Annotated in this window: 20 protein-coding genes and 1 riboswitch; of the genes, 10 read left to right on the top strand and 10 right to left on the bottom strand. The window is 43.6% G+C overall.

Annotation, left to right across the window (positions count from 1 at the left end; all coding sequences use genetic code 11):
- Nucleotides 1-5: 5 nt before the first annotated feature.
- Nucleotides 6-1,178 (bottom strand): galactokinase, encoded by a 1,173-nt coding sequence (locus tag CRO17_RS01855; protein WP_097038721.1) that lies wholly within the window; start codon nucleotides 1,176-1,178, stop codon nucleotides 6-8.
- 163 nt (nucleotides 1,179-1,341) lie between these two features.
- On the opposite strand from CRO17_RS01855, the gene CRO17_RS01860 reads away from it, so the two are divergent.
- From CRO17_RS01860 to CRO17_RS01880, 5 genes are all read left to right on the top strand, one after another.
- Nucleotides 1,342-3,390, top strand: coding sequence for a beta-galactosidase (locus CRO17_RS01860; RefSeq protein ID WP_097038723.1), 2,049 nt, complete (start codon nucleotides 1,342-1,344; stop codon nucleotides 3,388-3,390).
- A 53-nt stretch (nucleotides 3,391-3,443) separates the two neighbouring features.
- A riboswitch (SAM riboswitch) is annotated at nucleotides 3,444-3,548 on the top strand.
- Between the two features lie 90 nt (nucleotides 3,549-3,638).
- Entirely contained in the window at nucleotides 3,639-5,057 is a 1,419-nt protein-coding gene (gene mmuP / locus CRO17_RS01865) for an S-methylmethionine permease (protein WP_097038725.1), read from the top strand.
- On the top strand, nucleotides 5,017-5,952 hold the full coding sequence (gene mmuM, locus CRO17_RS01870) for a homocysteine S-methyltransferase (protein ID WP_097040029.1): 936 nt from the start codon (nucleotides 5,017-5,019) through the stop codon (nucleotides 5,950-5,952). The genes mmuP and mmuM overlap by 41 nt, the downstream gene beginning before the upstream one ends.
- A gap of 77 nt (nucleotides 5,953-6,029) precedes the next feature.
- Nucleotides 6,030-6,896: an SDR family oxidoreductase gene (locus CRO17_RS01875; protein ID WP_245864550.1), complete on the top strand. Its 867-nt coding sequence runs from the start codon at nucleotides 6,030-6,032 to the stop codon at nucleotides 6,894-6,896.
- A gap of 112 nt (nucleotides 6,897-7,008) precedes the next feature.
- Nucleotides 7,009-7,437, top strand: coding sequence for a hypothetical protein (locus CRO17_RS01880; protein WP_097038728.1), 429 nt, complete (start codon nucleotides 7,009-7,011; stop codon nucleotides 7,435-7,437).
- 545 nt (nucleotides 7,438-7,982) lie between these two features.
- Here CRO17_RS01880 and CRO17_RS01885 read toward each other — a convergent pair.
- Nucleotides 7,983-9,164: an MFS transporter gene (locus CRO17_RS01885; protein ID WP_245864552.1), complete on the bottom strand. Its 1,182-nt coding sequence runs from the start codon at nucleotides 9,162-9,164 to the stop codon at nucleotides 7,983-7,985.
- Nucleotides 9,165-9,297: 133 nt separating this feature from the next.
- On the opposite strand from CRO17_RS01885, the gene CRO17_RS01890 reads away from it, so the two are divergent.
- The 4 genes from CRO17_RS01890 to CRO17_RS01905 all read left to right on the top strand — a co-directional run bounded on the left by CRO17_RS01890 (nucleotide 9,298) and on the right by CRO17_RS01905 (nucleotide 14,036).
- Nucleotides 9,298-10,227: an alpha/beta hydrolase gene (locus CRO17_RS01890; protein ID WP_097038732.1), complete on the top strand. Its 930-nt coding sequence runs from the start codon at nucleotides 9,298-9,300 to the stop codon at nucleotides 10,225-10,227.
- A gap of 24 nt (nucleotides 10,228-10,251) precedes the next feature.
- Nucleotides 10,252-10,419 carry a DUF2642 domain-containing protein gene (locus tag CRO17_RS17990; protein WP_097038734.1) on the top strand — a complete coding sequence of 56 codons (168 nt, stop codon included), beginning with the start codon at nucleotides 10,252-10,254 and terminating at the stop codon, nucleotides 10,417-10,419.
- Nucleotides 10,420-10,679: 260 nt separating this feature from the next.
- A complete protein-coding gene (locus tag CRO17_RS01900; RefSeq protein WP_097038736.1) occupies nucleotides 10,680-12,572 on the top strand; it encodes a beta-glucoside-specific PTS transporter subunit IIABC in 1,893 nt (630 codons plus the stop codon).
- Nucleotides 12,573-12,593: 21 nt separating this feature from the next.
- The gene (locus CRO17_RS01905; protein ID WP_097038738.1) at nucleotides 12,594-14,036 is read left to right on the top strand and encodes a glycoside hydrolase family 1 protein; all 1,443 of its coding nucleotides are present in this window, start codon (nucleotides 12,594-12,596) and stop codon (nucleotides 14,034-14,036) included.
- A gap of 43 nt (nucleotides 14,037-14,079) precedes the next feature.
- Here CRO17_RS01905 and CRO17_RS01910 read toward each other — a convergent pair whose 3' ends face one another.
- Genes CRO17_RS01910 through CRO17_RS01925 form a run of 4 tightly spaced genes read right to left on the bottom strand, consistent with a single transcriptional unit; the run spans nucleotide 14,080 to nucleotide 17,839 of the window.
- Nucleotides 14,080-15,147, bottom strand: a complete 1,068-nt coding sequence (locus tag CRO17_RS01910; RefSeq protein ID WP_097038740.1) for an ABC transporter substrate-binding protein — start codon at nucleotides 15,145-15,147, stop codon at nucleotides 14,080-14,082.
- Nucleotides 15,144-15,950, bottom strand: coding sequence for an ABC transporter permease (locus CRO17_RS01915; protein WP_097038742.1), 807 nt, complete (start codon nucleotides 15,948-15,950; stop codon nucleotides 15,144-15,146). The genes CRO17_RS01910 and CRO17_RS01915 overlap by 4 nt, the downstream gene beginning before the upstream one ends.
- Nucleotides 15,943-16,752: an ABC transporter permease gene (locus CRO17_RS01920; protein WP_097038744.1), complete on the bottom strand. Its 810-nt coding sequence runs from the start codon at nucleotides 16,750-16,752 to the stop codon at nucleotides 15,943-15,945. Before CRO17_RS01920 ends, CRO17_RS01915 begins: the two co-directional genes overlap by 8 nt.
- Nucleotides 16,742-17,839: an ABC transporter ATP-binding protein gene (locus tag CRO17_RS01925; protein WP_097038746.1), complete on the bottom strand. Its 1,098-nt coding sequence runs from the start codon at nucleotides 17,837-17,839 to the stop codon at nucleotides 16,742-16,744. Before CRO17_RS01925 ends, CRO17_RS01920 begins: the two co-directional genes overlap by 11 nt.
- A 160-nt stretch (nucleotides 17,840-17,999) precedes the next feature.
- On the opposite strand from CRO17_RS01925, the gene CRO17_RS01930 reads away from it, so the two are divergent.
- Nucleotides 18,000-18,296, top strand: a complete 297-nt coding sequence (locus CRO17_RS01930) for a hypothetical protein (RefSeq protein ID WP_097038748.1) — start codon at nucleotides 18,000-18,002, stop codon at nucleotides 18,294-18,296.
- A gap of 60 nt (nucleotides 18,297-18,356) precedes the next feature.
- Here CRO17_RS01930 and CRO17_RS01935 read toward each other — a convergent pair whose 3' ends face one another.
- The 4 genes from CRO17_RS01935 to CRO17_RS01950 form a co-directional block, all read right to left on the bottom strand.
- On the bottom strand, nucleotides 18,357-18,683 hold the full coding sequence (locus tag CRO17_RS01935) for a four-helix bundle copper-binding protein (RefSeq protein ID WP_097038750.1): 327 nt from the start codon (nucleotides 18,681-18,683) through the stop codon (nucleotides 18,357-18,359).
- 399 nt (nucleotides 18,684-19,082) lie between these two features.
- Nucleotides 19,083-19,514, bottom strand: coding sequence for a hypothetical protein (locus CRO17_RS01940; protein ID WP_097038753.1), 432 nt, complete (start codon nucleotides 19,512-19,514; stop codon nucleotides 19,083-19,085).
- A 100-nt stretch (nucleotides 19,515-19,614) separates the two neighbouring features.
- Nucleotides 19,615-20,841, bottom strand: a complete 1,227-nt coding sequence (locus CRO17_RS01945; RefSeq protein ID WP_097038755.1) for a glycosyltransferase family 4 protein — start codon at nucleotides 20,839-20,841, stop codon at nucleotides 19,615-19,617.
- 138 nt (nucleotides 20,842-20,979) lie between these two features.
- Nucleotides 20,980-21,711 (bottom strand): glycosyltransferase family 2 protein, encoded by a 732-nt coding sequence (locus CRO17_RS01950; protein WP_097038757.1) that lies wholly within the window; start codon nucleotides 21,709-21,711, stop codon nucleotides 20,980-20,982.
- Nucleotides 21,712-21,723: the final 12 nt, after the last annotated feature.

The raw sequence follows: 21,723 nt of genomic DNA on the forward strand, positions 1-21,723 counted from the left end.
ATCCCTTATGCTAATTCTTTCGCGCCGTCACCGATTGTAGCTGTATAGAAAGTTGCTTTATATCCGATTTCTTCTTCATAGCGCTGCTGAATCCCTGCCTGAATAGCTTCTGCTTTGTCTTTTTCAACAAGCGCAATGGCACAGCCGCCAAATCCAGCACCTGTCATGCGGGCTCCAAGAACACCCGGTTGTGACCATGCAGCTTCAACAAGTACATCCAGCTCCTTGCCAGTCACTTCATAATCGTCACGCAGTGAACAGTGCGATTCATTCATCAATTCCCCGAAAGCAATTAAGTCATGCTTCTGCAGCTGCTTCAAAGCCTCGATTGTTCGATTATTTTCATAGACAGCATGGCGGGCGCGCTTTATGTTGATTGGATTGCTAATCAGTGTACAATGCTGTTCAAATGCTTCTGGTGTAAGTTCTCCGAGACTTTGAATAGGCAAGTGCTGTTGTAAATCCCGCAGTGCTGTTTCGCACTGGGAGCGGCGTTCGTTATATTTCGAACCCGATAGCGCACGCTGTTTATTCGTATTCGCTATTAAGATGACGTGCTCGGTCAAATCTAGAGGGGCGTGCTGGTAATTTAACGATTGGCAGTCAAGCAGTATAGCGTGCCCCTGTTTGCCCATGCCGACTGCGAATTGATCCATTATCCCGCTATTCACGCCGATATATTCGTTTTCTACACGCTGCCCAATCTGAACTAATGGAATTCGGTCAATTCCAATGTCATACATTTGATCCGCCAAGACGCCAGTTACAAGTTCAATAGAAGCAGAAGAGGAGAGGCCTGCGCCGTTTGGTATATTTCCGTAAAAAAGAATATCCATGCCAGCATTCATTTTGTCAGCGTATTGCTGTAAGTAAAGTAGCATGCCTTTTGGATAGTTCGCCCAGCCATCTTCGTCGCGATAGCTGAGATCTTCCAAAGAAGAATTAATGATACCGCTTTCATTAAGGTTGATACTATAAAATCGCAGTAAGTTATCCTGGCGTTTAGCTGCTAAAGCATACGTACCATAGGAGATGGCTGCGGGGAAGACGTGACCGCCATTGTAATCTGTATGTTCTCCAATCAGGTTGATCCTGCCGGGAGCGAAGAAGCGGCGAGGTAATTCTGCTGTTTGAAAAATTTTCTGGAACTCAGCTGTCAAATTAGGAATGCGAGTCATGATTATAGAGCCTCCTTAACTTTATTAATTAAATTTATTAAGTTACGGTTAGTGTACTATATGCGGAAGGGGGGAGCAAGGAATACTTCTTTTAAGAAGGAGAATAGAGATGATTGGCGTATCATATATTGTAAACGCTTACTAAGTGCGGGAGGAAACGGGGATGACCAACAAAAAACGTAACATAAACGCATCATTTCTGCTTCATGGCGGAGACTATAATCCAGATCAATGGCTGAAATATCCTGATGTCTTAAAAGAGGATATTCAACTCATGCTAGCAGCAAACACGAATACATTTTCTGTCGGTATATTTGCGTGGAGTGCTTTAGAACCGGAGGAAGGTGTATACACCTTCGAATGGCTTGATAAGGTTTTTGATGATATTCATGCTTTTGGGGGGAAGGTAATTCTGGCTACCCCAAGCGGAGCGCGTCCTGCTTGGTTATCGCAAAAGTATCCAGATGTTCTTCGGGTTAACGCAGCTCGAGTCAAACAGCTGCATGGAGGCAGGCATAATCATTGCTTCACCTCTCCTGCTTATTTAGAGAAGACACAAAACATGAACCGTAAACTAGCAGAAAGATACGGCGGGCATCCAGCGCTGCTGTTATGGCATATTTCCAATGAATACAGCGGTGATTGTCATTGTGATCGGTGTCAGACTGCTTTTCGTGAGTGGTTAAAAGAGCGCTACGATGGCAGTTTGGATACGTTAAATGATGCATGGTGGGGGCCGTTCTGGAGCCATACATTCACAGATTGGGAACAGGTAGAATCTCCATCACCGAATGGTGAGGATGGTGTTCATGGTTTGCGCTTGGATTGGCGGCGGTTCGTGACAGATCAGACTGTGCGATTCATGGAAAATGAGATGGTTCCCATTCGTGAGCTTACACCGGATATCCCGGTAACGACGAATTTTATGGCAGACACCCCAGACTTAATACCTTTCCGCGGTCTGGATTATCAGCGATTTGCAGAAAAAATTGATGTGATCAGCTGGGATGCGTATCCGACTTGGCATAACGATTGGGAAACAACAGCCGAACTGGCGATGAAAGTTGGGTTTATCGATGACCTGTACCGTACAATGAAAGATCAGCCGTTTCTTTTAATGGAGAACACACCGAGTATGGTCAACTGGCATCCGGTGAACAAAGCAAAGCGGCCTGGTATGCATATACTCTCCTCGATGCAAATGATTGCGCACGGGTCGGATAGCATTTTATATTTCCAGTGGCGAAAATCACGCGGGTCAACGGAAAAGTTCCATGGAGCTGTTGTCGATCATGATCGTTCGCCGGATAACCGCGTCTTCCGAGAAGTGGCAGCACTCGGCGCAAACATGGAAAAACTGGCGGGCTTAGCAGGTGCACATCGGACGGCGGAAGTGGCTTTGCTTTATGATTGGGAGAATGATTGGGCGCTGGAGGATGCGCAAGGTTATGGGTTGGAGTCCAAACAGTATATCAAGACAATGCATGCGCATTACCGGCCATTTTGGAAACGTGATATTCCGGTTGATGTGATTGGGAAAACGCATGATTTCCAAAAGTATAAGCTTTTGGTTGTGCCTATGCTTTACATGATGGAAAACAAAACCGCAGAAAAGCTAGAGAAGTTTGTGCAAGCGGGCGGACGACTCGTGATGACCTATATTAGCGGTGTGGCAGATGAGCATGACTTAGTGCACCCTGGAGCTTGGCAGGAGAAACTGGCGAATATCTTTGGGTTGTGTCCTGCCGAAACAGACACACTGTACCCGGCGGATCGCAACAGTGTACAGTACAAAGGGAAGCAGTATGAATTAAAAGACTACGCCACTGTACTGGAGCTTCATGGAGCAAAGGCGATTGGCAGCTATGAAAAAGATTTTTATGCAGGAACACCTGCCGTTACCGAACATGATTATGGGGAGGGCAGTGCTTATTATATTGGCGGCAGGCTGGAAGATGCATTTCAAGAGGAATTCTACGAGGAACTGCTGATAAAAGAGCAAATTGTCGCGCCTGTTCGTATTAAAAAAGAAGAAGGTGTTTCTATCCAAGCCCGTTTCCATGCCCACACCACTTATGTGTTCATCATGAACTTCAGTGAAAGTGAAAAAGCCATTGAATTGGATCAAACATATCAGGATGTGCTCCAAGGAGGCTTCTTGGAAGGGCTTTACCTATTAAAACCATATGAAGCAAAAGTGCTGCAGTTCTAAAAGATTTTATTTACTTTTTTGACAGCTAATGATATTGTAAATGCAATTCCATAATCTTATCCAGAGAAGCAGAGGGACTGGCCCGATGAAGCTTCAGCAACAGGTCGCAATGATACTGTGCTAATTCCAGCGGGTGGTTGCCACCTGATAGATGAGACGTTCGCAGATTATTTGTCAGTTCAGCACATCCTCATGGATGTGCTTTTTTTGTTGACAAAATACTTGATTGATAGAAATGAGGCTGTAATATGACATCGAAACGAAATTTTAAACGACACATGCAGGCGCGTCATCTTATTATGCTTTCACTTGGCGGTGTAATTGGGACAGGGTTGTTTCTAAGCTCGGGTTACACGATCCAGCAAGCTGGTCCGTTTGGGACGGTGCTTGCCTATTTAATTGGGGCGTTAGTTGTTTACCTCGTCATGCTTTGTTTAGGCGAGCTTGCAGTGCATATGCCGGAAACAGGAGCATTTCATAGCTATGCACATAAATACATAGGACCAGCAACAGGATATGTTGTTGCTTGGCTGTACTGGCTGACATGGACAGTAGCTTTAGGCTCAGAGTTTACAGCTGCCGGACTGCTTATGCAGCGCTGGTTTCCGCAAATCAATGTATGGATTTGGAGTGCACTGTTTGCTGGTTTAGTATTCTTCTTAAATAGTGTTGCTGTTCGGTTCTTTGCCGAATCAGAGTTTTGGTTTTCATTCGTAAAAGTAGCTGCTATTATTCTTTTTATCTTAATTGGAACTGCTGCCATTTTCGGAATGATCCCGATGCAAGAAACAGAAACTGCACCGTTGTTTACGAACTTCACTGATGCTGGATTGCTGCCTAATGGTGCTTTTGCCATTCTTTTGACAATGCTTGCAGTTAATTTTGCTTTTTCCGGCACCGAGTTAATTGGTATTGCATCAGGAGAGACAGAAGATCCGCAGAAAACTGTGCCAAAAGCAATTCGTACTACAGTCATCAGGCTGGTTATCTTCTTTGTCGGGACCATTATTGTGCTATCAGCCTTGCTCCCTTTCCAAGAAGCCGGGGTACTCGAAAGCCCCTTTGTAACGGTACTGTCACGGATTGGAATACCATATGCTGCGGATGTGATGAACTTTGTTATTCTGACAGCAATTCTTTCAGCTGCGAATTCAGGGCTGTATGCTTCGAGCAGAATGCTGTGGTCATTAGGAGATAAAAAGCTTATTCCGCAATACTTTGCCAAGCTTTCTAAACAGGGTATCCCGCTGCGGGCGACTGTCTGGAGCATGGGAGGGGGAGCACTTGCTTTACTATCGAGTATAATTGCGCCGGAAACTATTTATCTTGTTTTAGTATCTGTTTCCGGTCTTGCGGTTGTAGCGGTATGGATGAGCATTGCTTTATCCCAATTTTTCTTCCGGCGCCGTTTTCGTGGATTGGGTCACGCCGATAAAGAACTTGGCTACCGAACGCCATGGTATCCAGTTGTGCCGATTACAGCTTTCTTGTTATGTCTGGCATCTGTTATTGGTATCGCATTTGATCCGACCCAGGTAATTGCCTTGTATTGTACCATTCCATTCGTCGTATTTTGCTACGCTGCTTATTATATTACCGAATATACAAAAAAGAGGAGACAACGTCATGCCAAGAAATCCAATTCAACATCTGCTAAGCAAGCATAAAGTAATGATTCTTGATGGTGCATTAGGAACAGAATTAGAAAGACAAGGATGCAATCTGGAGGACCCATTATGGTCAGCGCGCATTCTTTTGGAGCAGCCAGAATTGATCCGCCAAACACACTTGAATTATTTCCGAGCTGGTGCCGATTGTACCATCACTTCCAGCTACCAAGCTTCTGTTGAGGGTTTCCAGTCTCGGGGGCTAGAGGAGAAAGAAGCGCTGAACTTGATTGGAAAAACAGTTAAGTTAGCAGCAGAAGCAAGAGAGATTTATAGGCAAGAAGCAAAATTCCCTAATCAAGTGTTACCGCTCGTTGCAGGATCTGTGGGCCCATATGGTGCCTTTTTGGCCGACGGTTCGGAATATCGGGGGGACTATCAAGTATCTGACGAGGTACTTAAAGATTTTCACAGACCTCGTATTCAAGCTTTGCTGGAAGCTGGCGCAGATCTTCTGGCTTTTGAAACAATTCCATCGTTACGAGAAGCTGAAGTCTTAATCGACCTGTTAAAAGAGTTTCCCGATTCTTCAGCGTGGCTTACGTTTACGCTTCGGGATGCAAATAGTATTAGTGACGGAACTCCGCTTGGCCGCTGTGCAGAACTGGCAGCTAGCAGTGAGCAGATTGCGGCGATTGGCTTAAACTGTGCACCTATTTCTGTGGTGACAGATGCTGTAAAGGAACTAAAAAAACATACATCAAAACCTATCATTGTTTATCCGAACTCTGGTGAACAGTACGATGCGGTGTCTAAAACATGGTCAGGTACAGAGGGATTGGAAACGCTCGCTGGCTGCTCTCCGGAATGGTATGAAGCTGGTGCGCATATTATTGGCGGGTGCTGCCGCACGACGCCGCAGCAGATTCAGCACTTGGCCAAGCGATGGCGCTAGGGTGCAATTGACGTTTTGTTTTGGGGAAATAGAGGAAAAGTAATGTATCAATTATTAAAACAAAGGAGCGTTTCCCCATGAAACCAAAAGATATGATGAATGGTCAGACAAGTACCCACCAGCAGGATCGTCAACCCGGTATTGAAGCAAAGATGGAGCCATTGCCGCATCAGCCGCTCGACTATAAAGGGGTGGGCAGATTGGAAGGAAAAGCAGCCCTTATTACTGGCGGAGATTCCGGCATCGGCCGTGCAGTAGCGGTATTATATGCTAAGGAAGGTGCAGATGTCGCCATTTCCTACCTCGATGAAACAGAAGATGCAGAGGAAACGAAGCGTCTTGTCGAAGCAGAAGGAAAACGCTGCTTGCTGCTGCCAGGAGATATTAAAGATGAAGAGCATTGCATCAACTTAGTCGAAAAGACAGTTGAGGAATTTGGTAAACTAAATATTCTCGTCAACAATGCAGCAATTCAATATGTGAGAGAGGATGTTTTGGAGATTTCTTCAGAGCAATTTGAGGAGGTGTTCCAAGTCAATTTCTTCTCCCAATTTTATTTAACGAAAGCAGCCGTGCGCCACATGGAAGCAGGCGACTCCATTATAAGTACTTCTTCTATTAATGCTTATCGCGGGAACCCAATGTTCATGGACTACTCTGCGACAAAAGGTGCGATTACAGCCTGGACACGCAGTATCGCACAAAGTCTTATTAAGAAAGGGATTCGTGCCAATTCGGTTGCGCCTGGACCGGTTTGGACACCGCTCATTCCAGCAACAATCGGCGAAGATAAGATTGAGCAGTTCGGACAAGATAGCTTAATGGGCCGACCAGGCCAGCCATCGGAACATGCGTGGCCTTATGTGATGCTGGCTTCAGATGAGGCATCTTATATGACAGGGCAAGCCATTCATATTAACGGCGGTACTTACACATCATCTTGATTACTTTGTCCCTGTCGTCTTCCGGCAGGGCCTTTTTTTGTTTAACGCGGACAGGATAGGGAACAACAATTTTATTAGGTGATAAGCAGAACGGACGGGAGGAGGGGGAAACGTGTATATTAAATTCCGTGATGAAAATCATGAAATCAAATACCAAAACTTGCGAGCGGGCATCGGAAATGCAGAGTTCCTGGAGAATAAAGGTTGTCTGGCTGTTTTATATTTAATGGCAGGAGACAGCAGGCTGGAAAAATTATTTAAACCATACTTTCAAGTTGATGGCTGCCAATTTGCGTATGAGCAGATGTTTAAGGATTATGAATTGGACAATGACTTGCTGCGACTAGCGAAGCTTGGAGCTCATCTATTTGACGGCCATATCGGAATGACACCGATGCTGCTTGATGAGATACACGAAGACCGAGATTGGTTCCTAGCCTGGAATGCCGTAATGATGAGACGCTTTGGTACCGTAACTGGCTATGAAGTTCCGTCAAATAAGTTTTACCAAAGTTTTATTTCAGAAGATTTTAGTGTGTAAATGATAGAATATCAATTGAAAACACCGAACTTAAGTGCATTCTCTCTTATGAGGATGCACCTGAATTCGGTGTTTTTCAGTAACTTGGAAACTTTAACATTACCATAGATAGAAAGTATTTAACTCTAATAGTATGCTATAGCCGCATCTATACACAAAAAAAAGTATCCAACGAATAAAACGTCGAATACAGTTTAAGTAAAAAATTAAGTTAAGGGGGTTGCATTAATTATGCCCTCTGCGCAGAAAGTCAAACCTATAAAAGGAAAATTTTTTTAGATAAATATACAGCAGAAGCAACAGGGACATTAAAAAGAAGCAGCTGTATTGCAGACGCTGCTTCTTTTGCTTTATTCGCTATCGGATTCTTCTTCATTCATTTCAAACAGATGATCTAAGTATGGTTCTAGCTCGAATGAATCGTCCTCGGCATAGGTAGTGAAAACGTCTTTGGTTAATGAACTCATGAGTTGAATCCTCCTTGTGATTGGGTTTGTATTAATAAGATACCCAATCTAGCAAACTGGTAATCATCCAATTTCTGGTTAGGCGGATTTTTTTAATCCTTGGAAGTTTCGTTTAACCGAAAACACCTGCATGACAATCATGAGCAGATTGACAGCAATCAGGACAAAGACAGAGTACGAGAAGCTTCCTGTCCTATCATTTACCGCGCCTAAAATTATCGGACCGAATGAACCAATAATATAACCAATTGCCTGCACCATCGCTGACCAAGAAGCAGCTGCTTGATGTGTGGTGGTGACGTCAATGGGAAGAAGCATGTTCATCGCGAACAATCCGCCAGCACCGAGTCCGATAAAGCATGCTGCCAGCCAAGGCAGAAAGGAGAATAAAATCATGCCAAAGCCGATCATTTCAAAAATAGCGGCCAGTACAAGCCAGAACAAACGGCTCGGAATTCTGTTTAGTAAATAAGGTACTGCTAGATTAGCAGGAACCTGCAGAATCATGAAAATAACGAGCAGATTGGCTGCATAGGTCTTGCTGTACCCCATATTCTCAACAATAGGTGGCAGCCAGGCGGTCAAAGAATAAAAGATAAAAGCCATACCGCCGAAAGAAAAGGTGAGCAGCCATGCATTCCACTGATTCCAAGGTAACTTCTCGGCTCCGCCGAAAGTCTGGGCAGCACGATCTTTCTTTTTCTGAGGCAGTACAACCAGAACCCAGATTACAATAGCAAGCAATGCCAGTATGGACCAAGATGCTAACGCAATTTGCCAAGAATCAAAAAGATGCTGAATAGGTGCTACGCCGCCGGATGCAACCCCTGCGCCAACTGCCAAAGCTGCTGTATAAATGCTGATCATAAATGCGCTGTTGTGAGGGAAGTATTTCTTTATATAACCGGAAAGAAGCGGGCCAGCCGCAGCTATACCTACTCCTGCTAAAAAAGCTGTGATGAGCAGGAAAAAGGAAGTATGGGAGAAAAAGCGGATAATCGTACCAATACCAATAATACCTAAAGACCAGGCAATCACATACTCAAGTGAGAAACGATTCGCCAGCTTTGCTGCCACAGGTGAGAAGACGCCCATACACAAAACAGGTATCGAGGTGAGCAGGCTTGCGCTGGATGCGTTCATATGTAACTCTGTCTGAATGGTTTCAATGAGTGGAGAAATGGAGTTAATAGCAGGCCGTAGATTTAAAGCCGCTGCAAACAATGCAATGCCTAACCAAATGTATGTTGATTTTTTCACGTGCTGTACCCCCATCCTTATCAATTCATTTATTGTAAACCTTCTCGAAGACTGCCGCAATGCAACTGTGTTTAAATAGTAGGGGAATAGTGGAAAATATTTTAGTATGAAGGAAAGGGAAGGAGTTTGAACAATGGGATTAAATCCAAAAATTAAAGCATTTCTGGAAGAGGTAAATGCGCAGCCAATATCGCTGGAAAACGTGTCACCTGAACAGTTTCGGAGTCAGGCGAGGATGCAAAGCGATACACTAAAACAAGAAGTGGCTAAGGTAGAAGATCGTACAATAGACTTAGAAGACAGGTCAGTGCCGATCCGAATTTATCGGTCAGCGGATAAGACGCAGCCCGCTCTTGTTTTTTATCATGGTGGCGGATGGGTTGTCGGCAGTATTGAATCACATGATGCAACATGTCGTGAGCTGGCAAACTCGGCAGCGTGCACCGTTATCTCTGTTGACTACCGGCTGGCGCCCGAACATCGTTTCCCGGCAGCAGTAGAAGATGCGTATGATGCGTTCCAATGGATAGCAGAGCATGCAGATAGGCTGGGAGTTGAGGGCAGCGAGCTTGCTGTAGGCGGTGACAGTGCAGGCGGAAACTTAGCAACTGTTGTTTGTCTGATGGCAGAGGAAAGAGGCGGACAGAAGCCAGTTTTCCAACTGCTGTTATATCCTTCTACTGGGTACATCGGTGAGGAACCGGCTTCGCTAAATGAAAATGCAGAAGGATATTTATTATCCAAGAACTTAATGACCTGGTTCCGATCACATTATTACCGAACGGATGCAGATCGTCTTCATCCGCATGCAGCACCGATTCATTCTGAGCTGCTGCATACATTGCCGCCAGCAGCAATCTTGACTGCTCAGTTTGATCCGCTTCGTGATGAAGCACAAGCTTTTGCAGCCAAGCTGCAGCAAGAGGGTGTTGATGTGTTTGTTAGGAATTATGAAGGTTTAATTCACGGGTTTGCCGGATTCTCAGCGCATGTAGAAGAAGCGCGTGAAGCAATGGAAGAAGGAGCTGCTAAGCTAAAACAAGCTTTGCATCCTAATGTATAGGCACATCTAAGCAGAGCCTTATGTATGTCAATTACTGCAAAGTATAATCGGAGGAAGAATTGTCGTCGATCACCTGGTAACGGCTACCGTGACATTCTTATCGATGCGAAGCCGGATTATATCACAGTTAAAATGGGTAATTCCGTTTTTTATATTAGAACCATGCAACTTATCTCTGTAATGCCGGATTAAAAATTTATCATGTAAGCGTTGACAAGTATACGCTTACATGATAAATTATGAGTGTAATAAAAAACAACAGCATACAACTATCCTTTAGGATTGTTACTGATAAGCAGGCAAAACCTAAATTATATTCCTTAAGCAAAGGCGACTTTGTGCACAGGGTGTAATTTGGGTTTTTTTGTGTACCAAATAGGGCTTATCAGCGAAAAAAGGAAAAGGCGGCACCCTTTATCCTCATCACACTATCCCAGAATGGAGGGTCTAACATGAACCATCGTAAAACAGCTGAAGAGATTTTGCAATTAGTAGGCGGAGAGTCAAATGTTCAAAGTGTTATTCATTGTATGACGCGTCTTCGTTTTAATCTTTATGACAACAGCAAAGCAGATCGGCAGGCTTTGGAACAAGTGGATGGCGTACTCGGCTCTAATATCAGCGGAAGTCAATTCCAGCTGATTATCGGGAATGAAGTACCAAAAGTATACAAAGAAATCATTGCGAGCAGCGGGTTAAGTGAATCAAGTAATACACAAGGTGGATCGAAAGAAAAGAAAAACGTCATTAGTTCTATCTTTGATGTTATCTCTGGTGTATTTACACCGATACTTCCAGCGATCGCTGGAGCGGGGATGATCAAAGGGATCACAGCGCTATTATTAACACTTGGTGTGCTGCAGGATACATCACAAACGTATCAAATTCTAACAGTAATTGGTGATGGTGCGTTTTACTTCCTGCCAATTTTACTCGCAATTAGTGCAGCGCGTAAATTCGGCTCTAATCCATATATAGCTGCCGCAATAGCTGCAGCCATGCTCCATCCGACACTAACTGCGATGTTTGCAGAAGGAGGAGACATCTCCTTTGCTGGATTGCCGGTGACGATTGCAACGTATTCATCTACTGTTATTCCAATCTTGCTCGCTATATGGATTGCTTCCTATGTAGAGAAGTGGATTGATCGCATCACACATGCGTCATTAAAGCTGATTGTCGTACCAACTATAACTTTGCTGGTGGTAGTCCCAGTCACATTAATTACAGTTGGGCCTCTAGGTGCCATTCTTGGTGACTATCTATCTACTGGCATGAGTTTTATGTTTGAGCATGCAGGTATCTTTGCTACCATTCTGCTGGCGGGTACATTCTCGCTAATTATCATGACTGGGATGCATTATGCGTTTACGCCAATCGTAATTAATAACATTGCAGTAAATGGCTATGATTACATTATTCCAGCAATGTTTCTTGCCAATTTTGGCCAAGCAGGAGCAGCTTTTGCTGTTGCGCTTAAATCGAAGAATAAAAAGTTTAAATCATTGTCCTATACAACAGCAATAACAGCAGTAATGGGTGTTACAGAACCAGCTATGTACGGCGTAAACATGAAGTTGAAGAAGCCATTTGTAGCCGCGTTGATTGGTGCTGCAATAGGTGGAGCACTGTATGGAATTGCAGATGTGAAAGCTTATATCATTGCAGGTATTGTTGGCCTTCCGGGTATTCCTGTCTTGATTGGACCTGAATTTGTCTTTGCACTTTTTGGTCTTTTGTTAGCGTTCGTTTCTGCAGCAGTGGTAACGTGGATTCTTGGTTTCGAAGATGTCCTATCACCTGCTGAAGAAACAACAACTGCCGATCAAAATACGGAAAAAGAAGCAATCGTAACAGAAAAAACTTCAGAAGTTCTTGCAAGCCCAATTGCAGGAGAAACTCGACCGCTTGCAGAAGTAAGTGACCCGACATTCGCCCAGGAAATTATGGGCAAAGGAACAGCTATTTTTCCATCCGTAGGTGAAGTTGTTTCGCCAATTGACGGAGAAGTGGTTACGGTGTTTGCAACCAAGCATGCGATTGGCTTGAAGAGTTCAAATGGCGCGGAAGTGCTGATTCATGTAGGTATTGATACAGTCAAGTTGAATGGGGAACATTTCACAGCACATATTGAATCAGGTGTTAAAGTGCACAAAGGTCAAAAGCTGCTGTCCTTTGATAAAGAAGCAATCCAGGCTGCTGGATATGATTTGATTACACCAGTCATTATTACCAATACGGCGGAGTACGAAGATATTACTGCGCTAGCTGAAGGGACTGTCAGCACGGGAGAAGCACTATTAGATTTAGCAGTACCACACGCAGCATCAAAAGAAGCATCTTAATTTGCGAAGGAGAGAGAAACGATGACAAACACAACAGTATTTCCAAAAGACTTTCTTTGGGGCGGCGCTACTGCCGCTAACCAAATGGAGGGTGGCTTCCATGAAGGGAATAAGGGCTTAAATATTGCAGATGTCCTGCCAGGTGGTAAGCAGCGCCTGCGCATATTGGCTGAACCTGGCTTTAATTTTGATATTGATACAGATAAGTACACGTATCCAAACCATGAAGCAATTGATTTCTATCATCGCTATAAAGAAGATATTGCGTTGTTTGCCGAAATGGGCTTCAAGGTATTCAGGATGTCAATTGCTTGGACACGTATTTTCCCGCAAGGTAATGAGCTGGAGCCGAATGAAGAGGGTCTGGCATTTTATGACCGTGTATTTGATGAACTGCATAAGCATGGTATCGAGCCAGTTGTTACGATTTCACACTATGAGATGCCGGTTAACTTAGTAAAGGAATATGGCGGCTGGAAGAGCCGTGAAGTTATCACATTCTTTGAACGCTACGCAAAAGCTGTGCTGGATCGTTATAAAGATAAAGTGAAATATTGGATGACATTCAACGAAATTAACAGCGGACTGGTGATGCCTATTATGAGCCTTGGATTCTCCATCCAGCCTGGTGAGCATAAGTATCAGTCTGTTGCACAAGGGCTTCATCATCAGTTTGTAGCTAGTGCAAAAGCAGTGGAGTATTGCCACGAAGTGAATCCAGAAGCTCAGATTGGCTGCATGATTATCTATGCACCTGTGTATGCCTTTGACAGCAACCCGGAGAATGTCTTTTATGCCAATCAGGAAGCACGCCTGTTCAATAACTATTGCGGTGATGTGATGGTACGCGGTGCTTACCCAGCCTTTGCTAAGCGTTTCCTGAAGGAGCAAGGAGTAGAGCTTGAGATAGAAGAAGGTGACTTGGAAACAATTCAAAAAGGAAAAGTAGATTACATCGGTTTCAGCTACTACATGTCCCGTACCGAAAAAGCGGAAAAAACCGAGGAAGAAAAGGCGCAGGGGAATATGATGTCCGGCGTGAAAAATCCATTCCTTCAAGCGAGTGATTGGGGCTGGGAAATTGATCCGCTAGGTCTGCGTATTGCAATGAATGATATGTATGATCGATATCAAGTGCCATTGTTCATTGTTGAGAATGGTCTTGGTGCGTATGACAAAGTAGAAGCAGACGGCAGTGTTAATGATGACTATCGTATTGAATACTTGCGTAATCATATTCAAGCGATGGGAGAAGCGATAGAAGACGGCGTTGATTTAATGGGCTATACAAGCTGGGGCTGCATCGATTTGGTGAGTGCATCTACTGGGGAGTATTCGAAGCGTTACGGCTTCATTTATGTAGATAAGCATGATGATGGTAGCGGTACACTAGAGCGAAGCAGGAAGAAATCCTTCCATTGGTATAAAAAAGTAATTGCATCTGATGGAGCGGACTTGTCCTAATATAAAGCGAAAAGGCATGTGTCACTAGACACATGCCTTTTGCTTATTCCATTTTAAATTGGAGGAATAACTCATTAATACGACCCAGTTTTTCCGGTCCGAGGTTCTCATAAACTTCTAGTCGTTCGGTTTGTTCGGGTGATGGGTAAAAACGTTTGTCATTCACCATTTCTTCTGGCATATATTGTAATGCTTCCTCATTCGGTGTGGAATAGCTTACATACTCCGTGTTCTTTGCTGCAACTTTCGGATCGAGCATGTAATTCATGAATTTATGTGCGGCATCGACATTCTTGGCCGTTTTCGGAATGACCATGTTATCGAACCAAAGATTGGATCCTTCTTCTGGAAGCACATAATCTAAATCTTCATTTTCCGACATGATTTCCGATGCATCACCTGACCATACGACGCCGATAGATGCTTCACCGGATGCCAGCAGCATTTTGTTCTCATCGCCAAGCAGTGCTTTTACATTCGGTTTTAAAGAGACTAGCTTATCATAAGCCTCTTGCAAATGATGAGGATCTGTATCATTCAACGAATAGCCAAGGCTGTTTAGTCCCATACCTATAATTTCACGTGGACTGTCTGTGAAGATAATTTCATTCTTTAATGTTGGATTCCAGAGATCGTCCCAGCTGTTTATTTTCATACCGTTAAGTTGTTTACTGTTATAAACAATCCCAACCGTTCCCCAGAAGTATGGGATTGAATACTTGTTGTCCGGGTCAAACGATAAATCTAAAAATCGCTCATCAATATTTTTCAAGTTCGGAATCTTGCTGTGGTCAATCGGCAGCAGCAAATCTTCTTCCTTCAGCTTTTCAATCATATACTCAGAAGGAACGGCAATATCATAGCTTGTACCGCCTTGCTGAATTTTTGTCATCATCGCTTCATTGGTATCGAATGTCTCATAAATGACCGTGATGCCGGTTTCCTCTTCAAAGCTGTCCAACACTTCGGGGTCGATATAATCTCCCCAATTGTACACAGTGAGTGTATTGTTGCCCGAGTAGCCTTGCGAGGCATTCAAGCGTGAAATTGTGAAGAGCAGGATACCGCAGACTGCCAGAATTACGACAGCCAAACGAACAAGTTGTTTCATTTGAACACCTCCATATCAGGTGCTTTCTTGGTTCGGTTTGTAATTAGGTAATAAATGACCACAATTACCATCGTTATAAGAAAGATAATAGTGGAAAGTGCATTTATATCTAATGAAATACCACGTCTTGCTAACGAATAAATCTCTACTGACAATGTTGTAAAACCATTTCCGGTAACAAAGAACGTAACGGCAAAGTCATCCAGTGAATAAGTTAAAGCCATAAAGAAGCCGGCGAATATTCCGGGAGTGATGTAAGGTATAACTACCTTGGTCATGACTTCCCAGCGAGAAGCGCCTAAGTCTCTTGCTGCATCCAGCAGAGATGGACTCATCTCCGAAATCTTTGGCAGTACCATCAGCACGACAATTGGAATGCTAAAAGCTATGTGCGAAAGCAATACCGAATAAAAGCCGAGCTTTAATCCTGCTATTGTGAACAAAATCAGAAAAGAGGCGCCGATAATAACATCCGGACTGACGATGAGTATATTGTTCAAGGACAACAGACTGTCTCTCGCCCGGCGAGAACGTACCTTATTAATCATCATGGCACCCAGCACACCTATAATAGTTGAGATCAAAGCAGACAGCAGCGCAATAACAACTGTATTTAACACAATAATAAGCAGTCTGGTGTTCTGAAACAGCTCTCGATACCTATCGAGCGTAAAGCTTTCAAATCCGTACATTTTTCCGCCGCTGTTAAAGGAATAAAAGATTAAATAAAAGATTGGTAAGTATAGCAGTGCAAACATGACAATCAAAAATATCCGTGACAGGGGAGAAATCCTCTTATCCACGTGCTCTCCTCCTTTTCGTTCCAGTTGCAAACATAACAATGAACATAAAGATGATCAGGAAGACGGCAATTGTTGATCCCATGCCCCAATCCTGCGTGACAAGGAACTGCTGCTCGATTGCGGTGCCGAGTGTAATAACTTGGCTGCCTGCAATAAGGCGAGTCAGCATAAACAAGGACAATGCAGGAATGAACGTAATTTGACATCCTGCTTTCACACCATCAATTGTTAGCGGAAAGACAATTCGGCGGAATGTCGTCCAGCGGGAAGCACCTAAATCGTTTGCCGCATCCAAATAGGTTGCATTCAGCTTGTCCAACGAATTAAAGATAGGCAGAATCATAAACGGAATGAAAATATAAACAGCTACGAACACAAAGCTGAAATCCGTGAATAACAGCTGTTTTGATCCCATGCCGATTGCTTCCAGCAATTTATTTGCCATCCCGTAGGTGCCGAAAATTCCCAGGAAAGCATAAGCTTTCAACAACAAATTGATCCAGCTTGGCACGATAATTAATAGGAGCCAGAGCTGCTTGTGTTTTAATTTTGTCAGCAGGTAAGCTGTTGGATAAGCAAAGAGCAGCGTAACTAGTGTAATCAGAAACGCATACCAAAAAGAACTTAAAGTCATCTCCAAATAGATTGGAGTGAAGAAATTTTGATAATTCGTTAACGAAAAATTCCCATTCAAGTCTTGGAAAGAATAATACAGCACGAGCAGAATTGGTGCGATAACGAAGAAAGCAATCCAGATTACATAAGGAATCATATACAGACTGCGAGTTGACTTATTCTCCATCGCTGTATGCCTCTAATCGTTTATCGAATTCTTCTTCTGTTTCATTCAGTCGCATAACGTGAATGGCCTCCGGCTCGAAGGCAAGGCCGATTTCTTCGCCGACAACCGCTTTCTTCGTTGAATGGACAAGCCATTCGTTTCCGGCTTCATCATAGCTGGAAATTTCATAGTGAACGCCGCGGAACAGCTGGGAATCCACTTTGACGCGCAAATTACCGGAATCTGCGCTTGTTATATGCAAATCCTCGGGTCTGATGACAATTTCAATAGGTTCATTCGGCTGTAAACCTTGGTCTACACAAGCAAATCGCTTGCCGGTGAACTCTACTTCATAATCCCGGATCATCCGTCCATCAACAATGTTAGATTCTCCGATAAAGTCTGCCACAAAGCGGTTGATTGGCTCATCATATATATCTGTTGGTGTGCCGCTTTGTTCAATTTTTCCGTTATTCAGGACAAAAATCTCATCTGAAAGTGCCAGTGCTTCTTCTTGGTCATGTGTGACGAAGATAAAGGTGATGCCGAGGCGCTGCTGCATCTCACGTAACTCGTATTGCATCTCCGTACGCAATTTTAAATCAAGTGCGGATAATGGCTCATCCAGAAGGATTACTTCGGGTTCATTGACCACTGCTCGAGCAATCGCAACACGCTGGCGCTGACCGCCGGACATTTCGCTGATCTCTCGTTTTTCGTAGCCAGCAAGATTAACGAAGCGCAAAGCTTCTGTTACCTTCTTGTCAATCTGCTTTTGCGGCATTTTCTTAATGCGCAAACCGAAAGCAACGTTCTCAAAAACGTTTAAATGCGGAAACAGAGCATAATCCTGGAATACCGTATTAACGGAGCGCTTATTGGCAGGTATTTTGTTTAGTGGTTTCCCATCAAACAGCATGTCGCCAGAAGTTGGTTCTGTAAAACCGGCAATCAAACGGAGTATCGTGGTTTTGCCGCAGCCCGAGGGACCTAAAAGGGTATAAAATTTACCCCGCTCAATCTCGAAACTGACGCTGTCTAAGATGGTGGCTTCTTTATCGTATTGCTTTATGACATTGTTGAATTGAATGATCGGATTCTTTGTCATTGTCATCTCCCTTGTTTCTAAAAAATGTATTTTATAAAACTAGACGTACCATTATACGACAGAATATGCTAGATGAATAGAACTTTTTCCGTATGAAACAATTTCCTGTATGATACGTATATGTAAGTAATTGAGTATGTGCATAGAGAGGCGGAATAGAATGTCTGCAGTGAGAATGATGAAATTGATTACTGGAATTATGGAAGCAGTTTTGGCAATCCCTGTTCTAGGTGCAATTATTATTGTATCGAATGGCTGGATGCCGTTAGTTATCATGCTTGTTTTGCATATTATTACACTCCTGCTGGCTGTCCGAGTTCAAGGGCCGCTCGCCGGCAGTATTGTAGGGATTATTGCTTCTTGTCTGGGTTGGATTCCATTTGTCGGCTGGCTGCTTCATGCCGCAGCAGCGATAGTACTGCTGGTCGAGTCCTTCTCGAGACGGCTTCAGCAATAAACTTAACATGACCTAAAACAATGAAAAAGACTGCCATCTTTCTTGGCAGTCTTTTTCGAATTATGCTGCCATTGTACGGCAAGCATCTGCACAAGCAAAGCACGCATCCGCGCAATCTTGGCAATGTTTTGCTTCATGCTGGCGGCAGATTTCGCCGCAAGCTTGGCATACTTCTGCACAAAGGGTGCACACTTGCTCGGCAAATGGACTGTTTCGCTGCATTGATTGAACAGCAAACGCACACATATCCGCACACTCTCGGTCCATCCGAATGCAATCTGCCATCATTTTAACGTTATCTTCCAGTAAGCACGCATCATAGCAGCTATTACAGGCTTCCAAGCATTCGAAACAGGCTTGGATACACTTCTCATAGTTAGGGTTCATTATGGTACCTCCTCTGTTATTACGGTTCCTGTTTACCCTGCCTGAATCGCTTCCTAACATGAAAAAGTATGTAGAAAACGGCATCTTATACAGATGCCGTTAGCTATTTATTAATATGGGAATGGCGGGGAAGGAGGTGTCAGGAATGACGCTCCCCATCGTGTGCCGCCTTCGCACTTGTGATCGCATTTCTCCTCACACTCACACTCGTGTTCCTCTTCTTTTTCGCAGCATTCTTCTTTCTTGCATATATATTTGCGTCTAGGCTTTTGATTGCAGTCTGGCCAGTAGTAACCCATGTAGTTCACCACCTCTCTTCCATATAATATGAAAATATCGGCATAACAGACAGGGCTATTAGAAAAGAGGACAAGCAAAAATTGCTCATTCTCTTAAAAATTACTCGGCAAACGCAATTCCGTTCAAGCTTTCTGGACCTACCCGAACAGTACCAAGTAAGTTTGACGATACGAAAGCTGTATACGTCAGTTGTCCGCTTGGTGGTGCAGGTACGTTGTAATCTGATCCGACGAAAGAAAAGGATTGGGGACCGAGAATTTCCAAATCTAAGTTGGAAGTAGCTGAGAAAACAACTGGATCTGTAGGAGCTGTGCCTCGAACAATTGTAACTGTAATACTAGTCAGTGCAGGAAGCAAGGGAAGCTGCAGCGTAATGATACCACTCAGTTGCACTCGGATTGGCGTTGTTGCTTCTGTTACTACTAAACCGATTTGGCCAAACAAAACTGGTGTACCAACTAAAATCGGTGAGGCAATGGAACCTGCCGTACTAGCATTCTGGGATGTTCTTGCATCAAGAAGTATAGTCATGATAAAGTCCTCCTCTCTTAATGAAGATATCATATTGTATGATTCGTGCTTCATTGTGAAAGGGACAGCCAACCCATGGCAGATGAATCTATTTTCATGTTCAATCTGGTAGCCCGAGTGCTTTCTTGTATAAACTGAAGGTATTGTTTCCCATGTTTATTAGCGACCATTGCTGTTCAGCCCATTGTTTTGCTTGATTGCCCAGCTGCTGGCGGAACGGGGCATCCTGAAGCAAGCGAGCCAGCTGCTGTGCCAGACTTTCTGGATTAGCTGTCTCTGTGAGCAATCCTGTTAGACCCTCTTGCACCATTTCGGGTAAGCCGCCAGCATCGCTTACTACAACAGGAAGACCGCTGAGCTGTGCTTCGATGACAGAATACGGCTGTGTATCCTGCAGACTTGGCGATACAAAGATATCAGCAGTATCGAGGAAGCCTTTTACGTTCGGTACGGAACCAAAGAGTTTAATGTTTTCTGTAAGGTCTGCATTTTTTATTTGATTTTTAATAGCCTTCACGCCATCTCCAGTGCCAAGAATCCAGCATTCCCAATCTGTAGAAATTGTTTTTAGCTGGCGCAAAGCCTCTACGAGAATGTGCACACCTTTCACTTGGACGATTCTTCCTGCAAATAAAATAACCGGCTTCTTTTTAGCTGGTATAAGTTCTAATTGCTGTGGACTATTGCGAAAGGCTTCTATATCTATTCCATAAGGAAAATGGTCAAATCTTGCTTCCGGAATACTGTGCTGTTCTATAAGATTTACTTTTGTGATAGTAGCTGGTGTGTGGATTAACTCACTAACATGACAGCCTATATGTTCCAAGTGCAAGTTGTATTGGTATTCGAAACTCTCATAAAGTTCTTCTGTTGTTATATCGGGGTGGCGCCCTTGGATTGATAATGCTATTTCCTTTGAAAGATAGCCGTGGATACTTGTTACTATAGGAATGTGAGCAGGCTTAATCCGGTCGATAGCCGCTGCTGCAATTACATCCTGCGCATGGATGATATCGTATTTAGATAGATCTAGTGCGAGTCCGGTTAGTTCTAAGGTGTATTTTAAGACCTCTGTTAAATAAATGGAGGTAAAGGGTTCCAGCTTCGGGAAGGTAACTTGCATTTCTTCTTCAATAAAAGGTTCTACGTCTGATACTTGAAAAGGAGCTTTCTGTCCAAGTATTCGATACTCGGTCAGCGATTCATTCTGCGCTAAGATATCTACTTCATGGCCTGTTCTTGTCAATTCATTACGTAGATTGCTTACAACTGTCCACAACCCTCCAACATACGGGAGTGGATAGTAGGAAACGATTAAGATTTTCATTTACACCAGGCCTCCTAGTTTGTTTTGCCGTATCGTGTCATAAACGGAAGGAGGCGTTTATCTGGTATCTGATAGCCAGCAGGTGCGCGCTTAATTAATGATGCTATCTGCTTCTTTTTCATAAGATAAACTCCTTCTTTAATAGAATGTAGGGTGGTTTTGCAAGTATTCTTCTAAAATCGGACGATAGTGTGTTTCAATTGTGTTCATTTCGTGAATGATTTGCGGCTGAAATCTAGACGTTCCAGACCCCTCATGTGAACGGAAGTGGATGAGTGGCTGGTCAATGTAATGCATGCGAAAACCGCTCAGCAGGATTCTGAACCACAAATCATAATCATGTGTATATAAAAATCCTGGGTTGAAGGCTCCGGTTGTATCTAAGACATCTTTACGGATTACAATAGTGCACCCGTTGACGGGATTTACTGTCAGGAAAGTTTCATAAACTTCTCTTAAATTATTCGTAGGAGAAAAGCGTTTGCCGCACCAAGGAATGAAAACTTCATTATCTTTATCCATCAGATGATAGTTGGAAAAGCTGACTGGCGCATTATTGGCTAGCATATAGTCCATTTGCACTTGAATCTTATGCGGTAAAAACATATCGTCAGAGCTTAGCCACGCTATATATTCCCCGGTGCTATGCTGAATACCGTAGTTAAGGGCAGTGGCTGTGCCGCCATTTTCTTTTCGTATATAAGTGATTTGCTCCATATAAGGCTGAATTTTATCAACCTCTTCCGTAGACCCATCGTCTACTACAATTACTTCTGTATTCGGGTACGTTTGATCCAAAGCACTTTGAATGGCGATAGGAACATATTTATCATTGTAAAAAGGGATAATAATCGTTACTTTCGGCAGCATTGCTGCGTCCTC

The sequence above is a fragment of the Terribacillus aidingensis genome (assembly GCF_900215625.1).
Classification (GTDB): Bacteria; Bacillota; Bacilli; order Bacillales; family Amphibacillaceae; genus Terribacillus; species Terribacillus aidingensis.

Excerpts from the sequence above, each read along its gene's own strand:
- CRO17_RS01930 (WP_097038748.1), top strand. The coding sequence starts at position 18,000 with ATGTCTGCAGTGAGAATGATGAAATTGATTACTGGAATTATGGAAGCA.
- CRO17_RS01945 (WP_097038755.1), bottom strand. The coding sequence starts at position 20,841 with ATGAAAATCTTAATCGTTTCCTACTATCCACTCCCGTATGTTGGAGGG.
- CRO17_RS01950 (WP_097038757.1), bottom strand. The coding sequence starts at position 21,711 with ATGCTGCCGAAAGTAACGATTATTATCCCTTTTTACAATGATAAATAT.
- CRO17_RS01905 (WP_097038738.1), top strand. The coding sequence starts at position 12,594 with ATGACAAACACAACAGTATTTCCAAAAGACTTTCTTTGGGGCGGCGCT.
- CRO17_RS01900 (WP_097038736.1), top strand. The coding sequence starts at position 10,680 with ATGAACCATCGTAAAACAGCTGAAGAGATTTTGCAATTAGTAGGCGGA.
- CRO17_RS01935 (WP_097038750.1), bottom strand. The coding sequence starts at position 18,683 with ATGAACCCTAACTATGAGAAGTGTATCCAAGCCTGTTTCGAATGCTTG.
- mmuP (WP_097038725.1), top strand. The coding sequence starts at position 3,639 with ATGACATCGAAACGAAATTTTAAACGACACATGCAGGCGCGTCATCTT.
- CRO17_RS01910 (WP_097038740.1), bottom strand. The coding sequence starts at position 15,147 with ATGAAACAACTTGTTCGTTTGGCTGTCGTAATTCTGGCAGTCTGCGGT.
- CRO17_RS01860 (WP_097038723.1), top strand. The coding sequence starts at position 1,342 with ATGACCAACAAAAAACGTAACATAAACGCATCATTTCTGCTTCATGGC.
- CRO17_RS01855 (WP_097038721.1), bottom strand. The coding sequence starts at position 1,178 with ATGACTCGCATTCCTAATTTGACAGCTGAGTTCCAGAAAATTTTTCAA.
- CRO17_RS01940 (WP_097038753.1), bottom strand. The coding sequence starts at position 19,514 with ATGACTATACTTCTTGATGCAAGAACATCCCAGAATGCTAGTACGGCA.
- CRO17_RS01925 (WP_097038746.1), bottom strand. The coding sequence starts at position 17,839 with ATGACAAAGAATCCGATCATTCAATTCAACAATGTCATAAAGCAATAC.
- CRO17_RS01920 (WP_097038744.1), bottom strand. The coding sequence starts at position 16,752 with ATGGAGAATAAGTCAACTCGCAGTCTGTATATGATTCCTTATGTAATC.
- CRO17_RS01890 (WP_097038732.1), top strand. The coding sequence starts at position 9,298 with ATGGGATTAAATCCAAAAATTAAAGCATTTCTGGAAGAGGTAAATGCG.
- mmuM (WP_097040029.1), top strand. The coding sequence starts at position 5,017 with ATGCCAAGAAATCCAATTCAACATCTGCTAAGCAAGCATAAAGTAATG.
- CRO17_RS01875 (WP_245864550.1), top strand. The coding sequence starts at position 6,030 with ATGAAACCAAAAGATATGATGAATGGTCAGACAAGTACCCACCAGCAG.
- CRO17_RS17990 (WP_097038734.1), top strand. The coding sequence starts at position 10,252 with ATGTCAATTACTGCAAAGTATAATCGGAGGAAGAATTGTCGTCGATCA.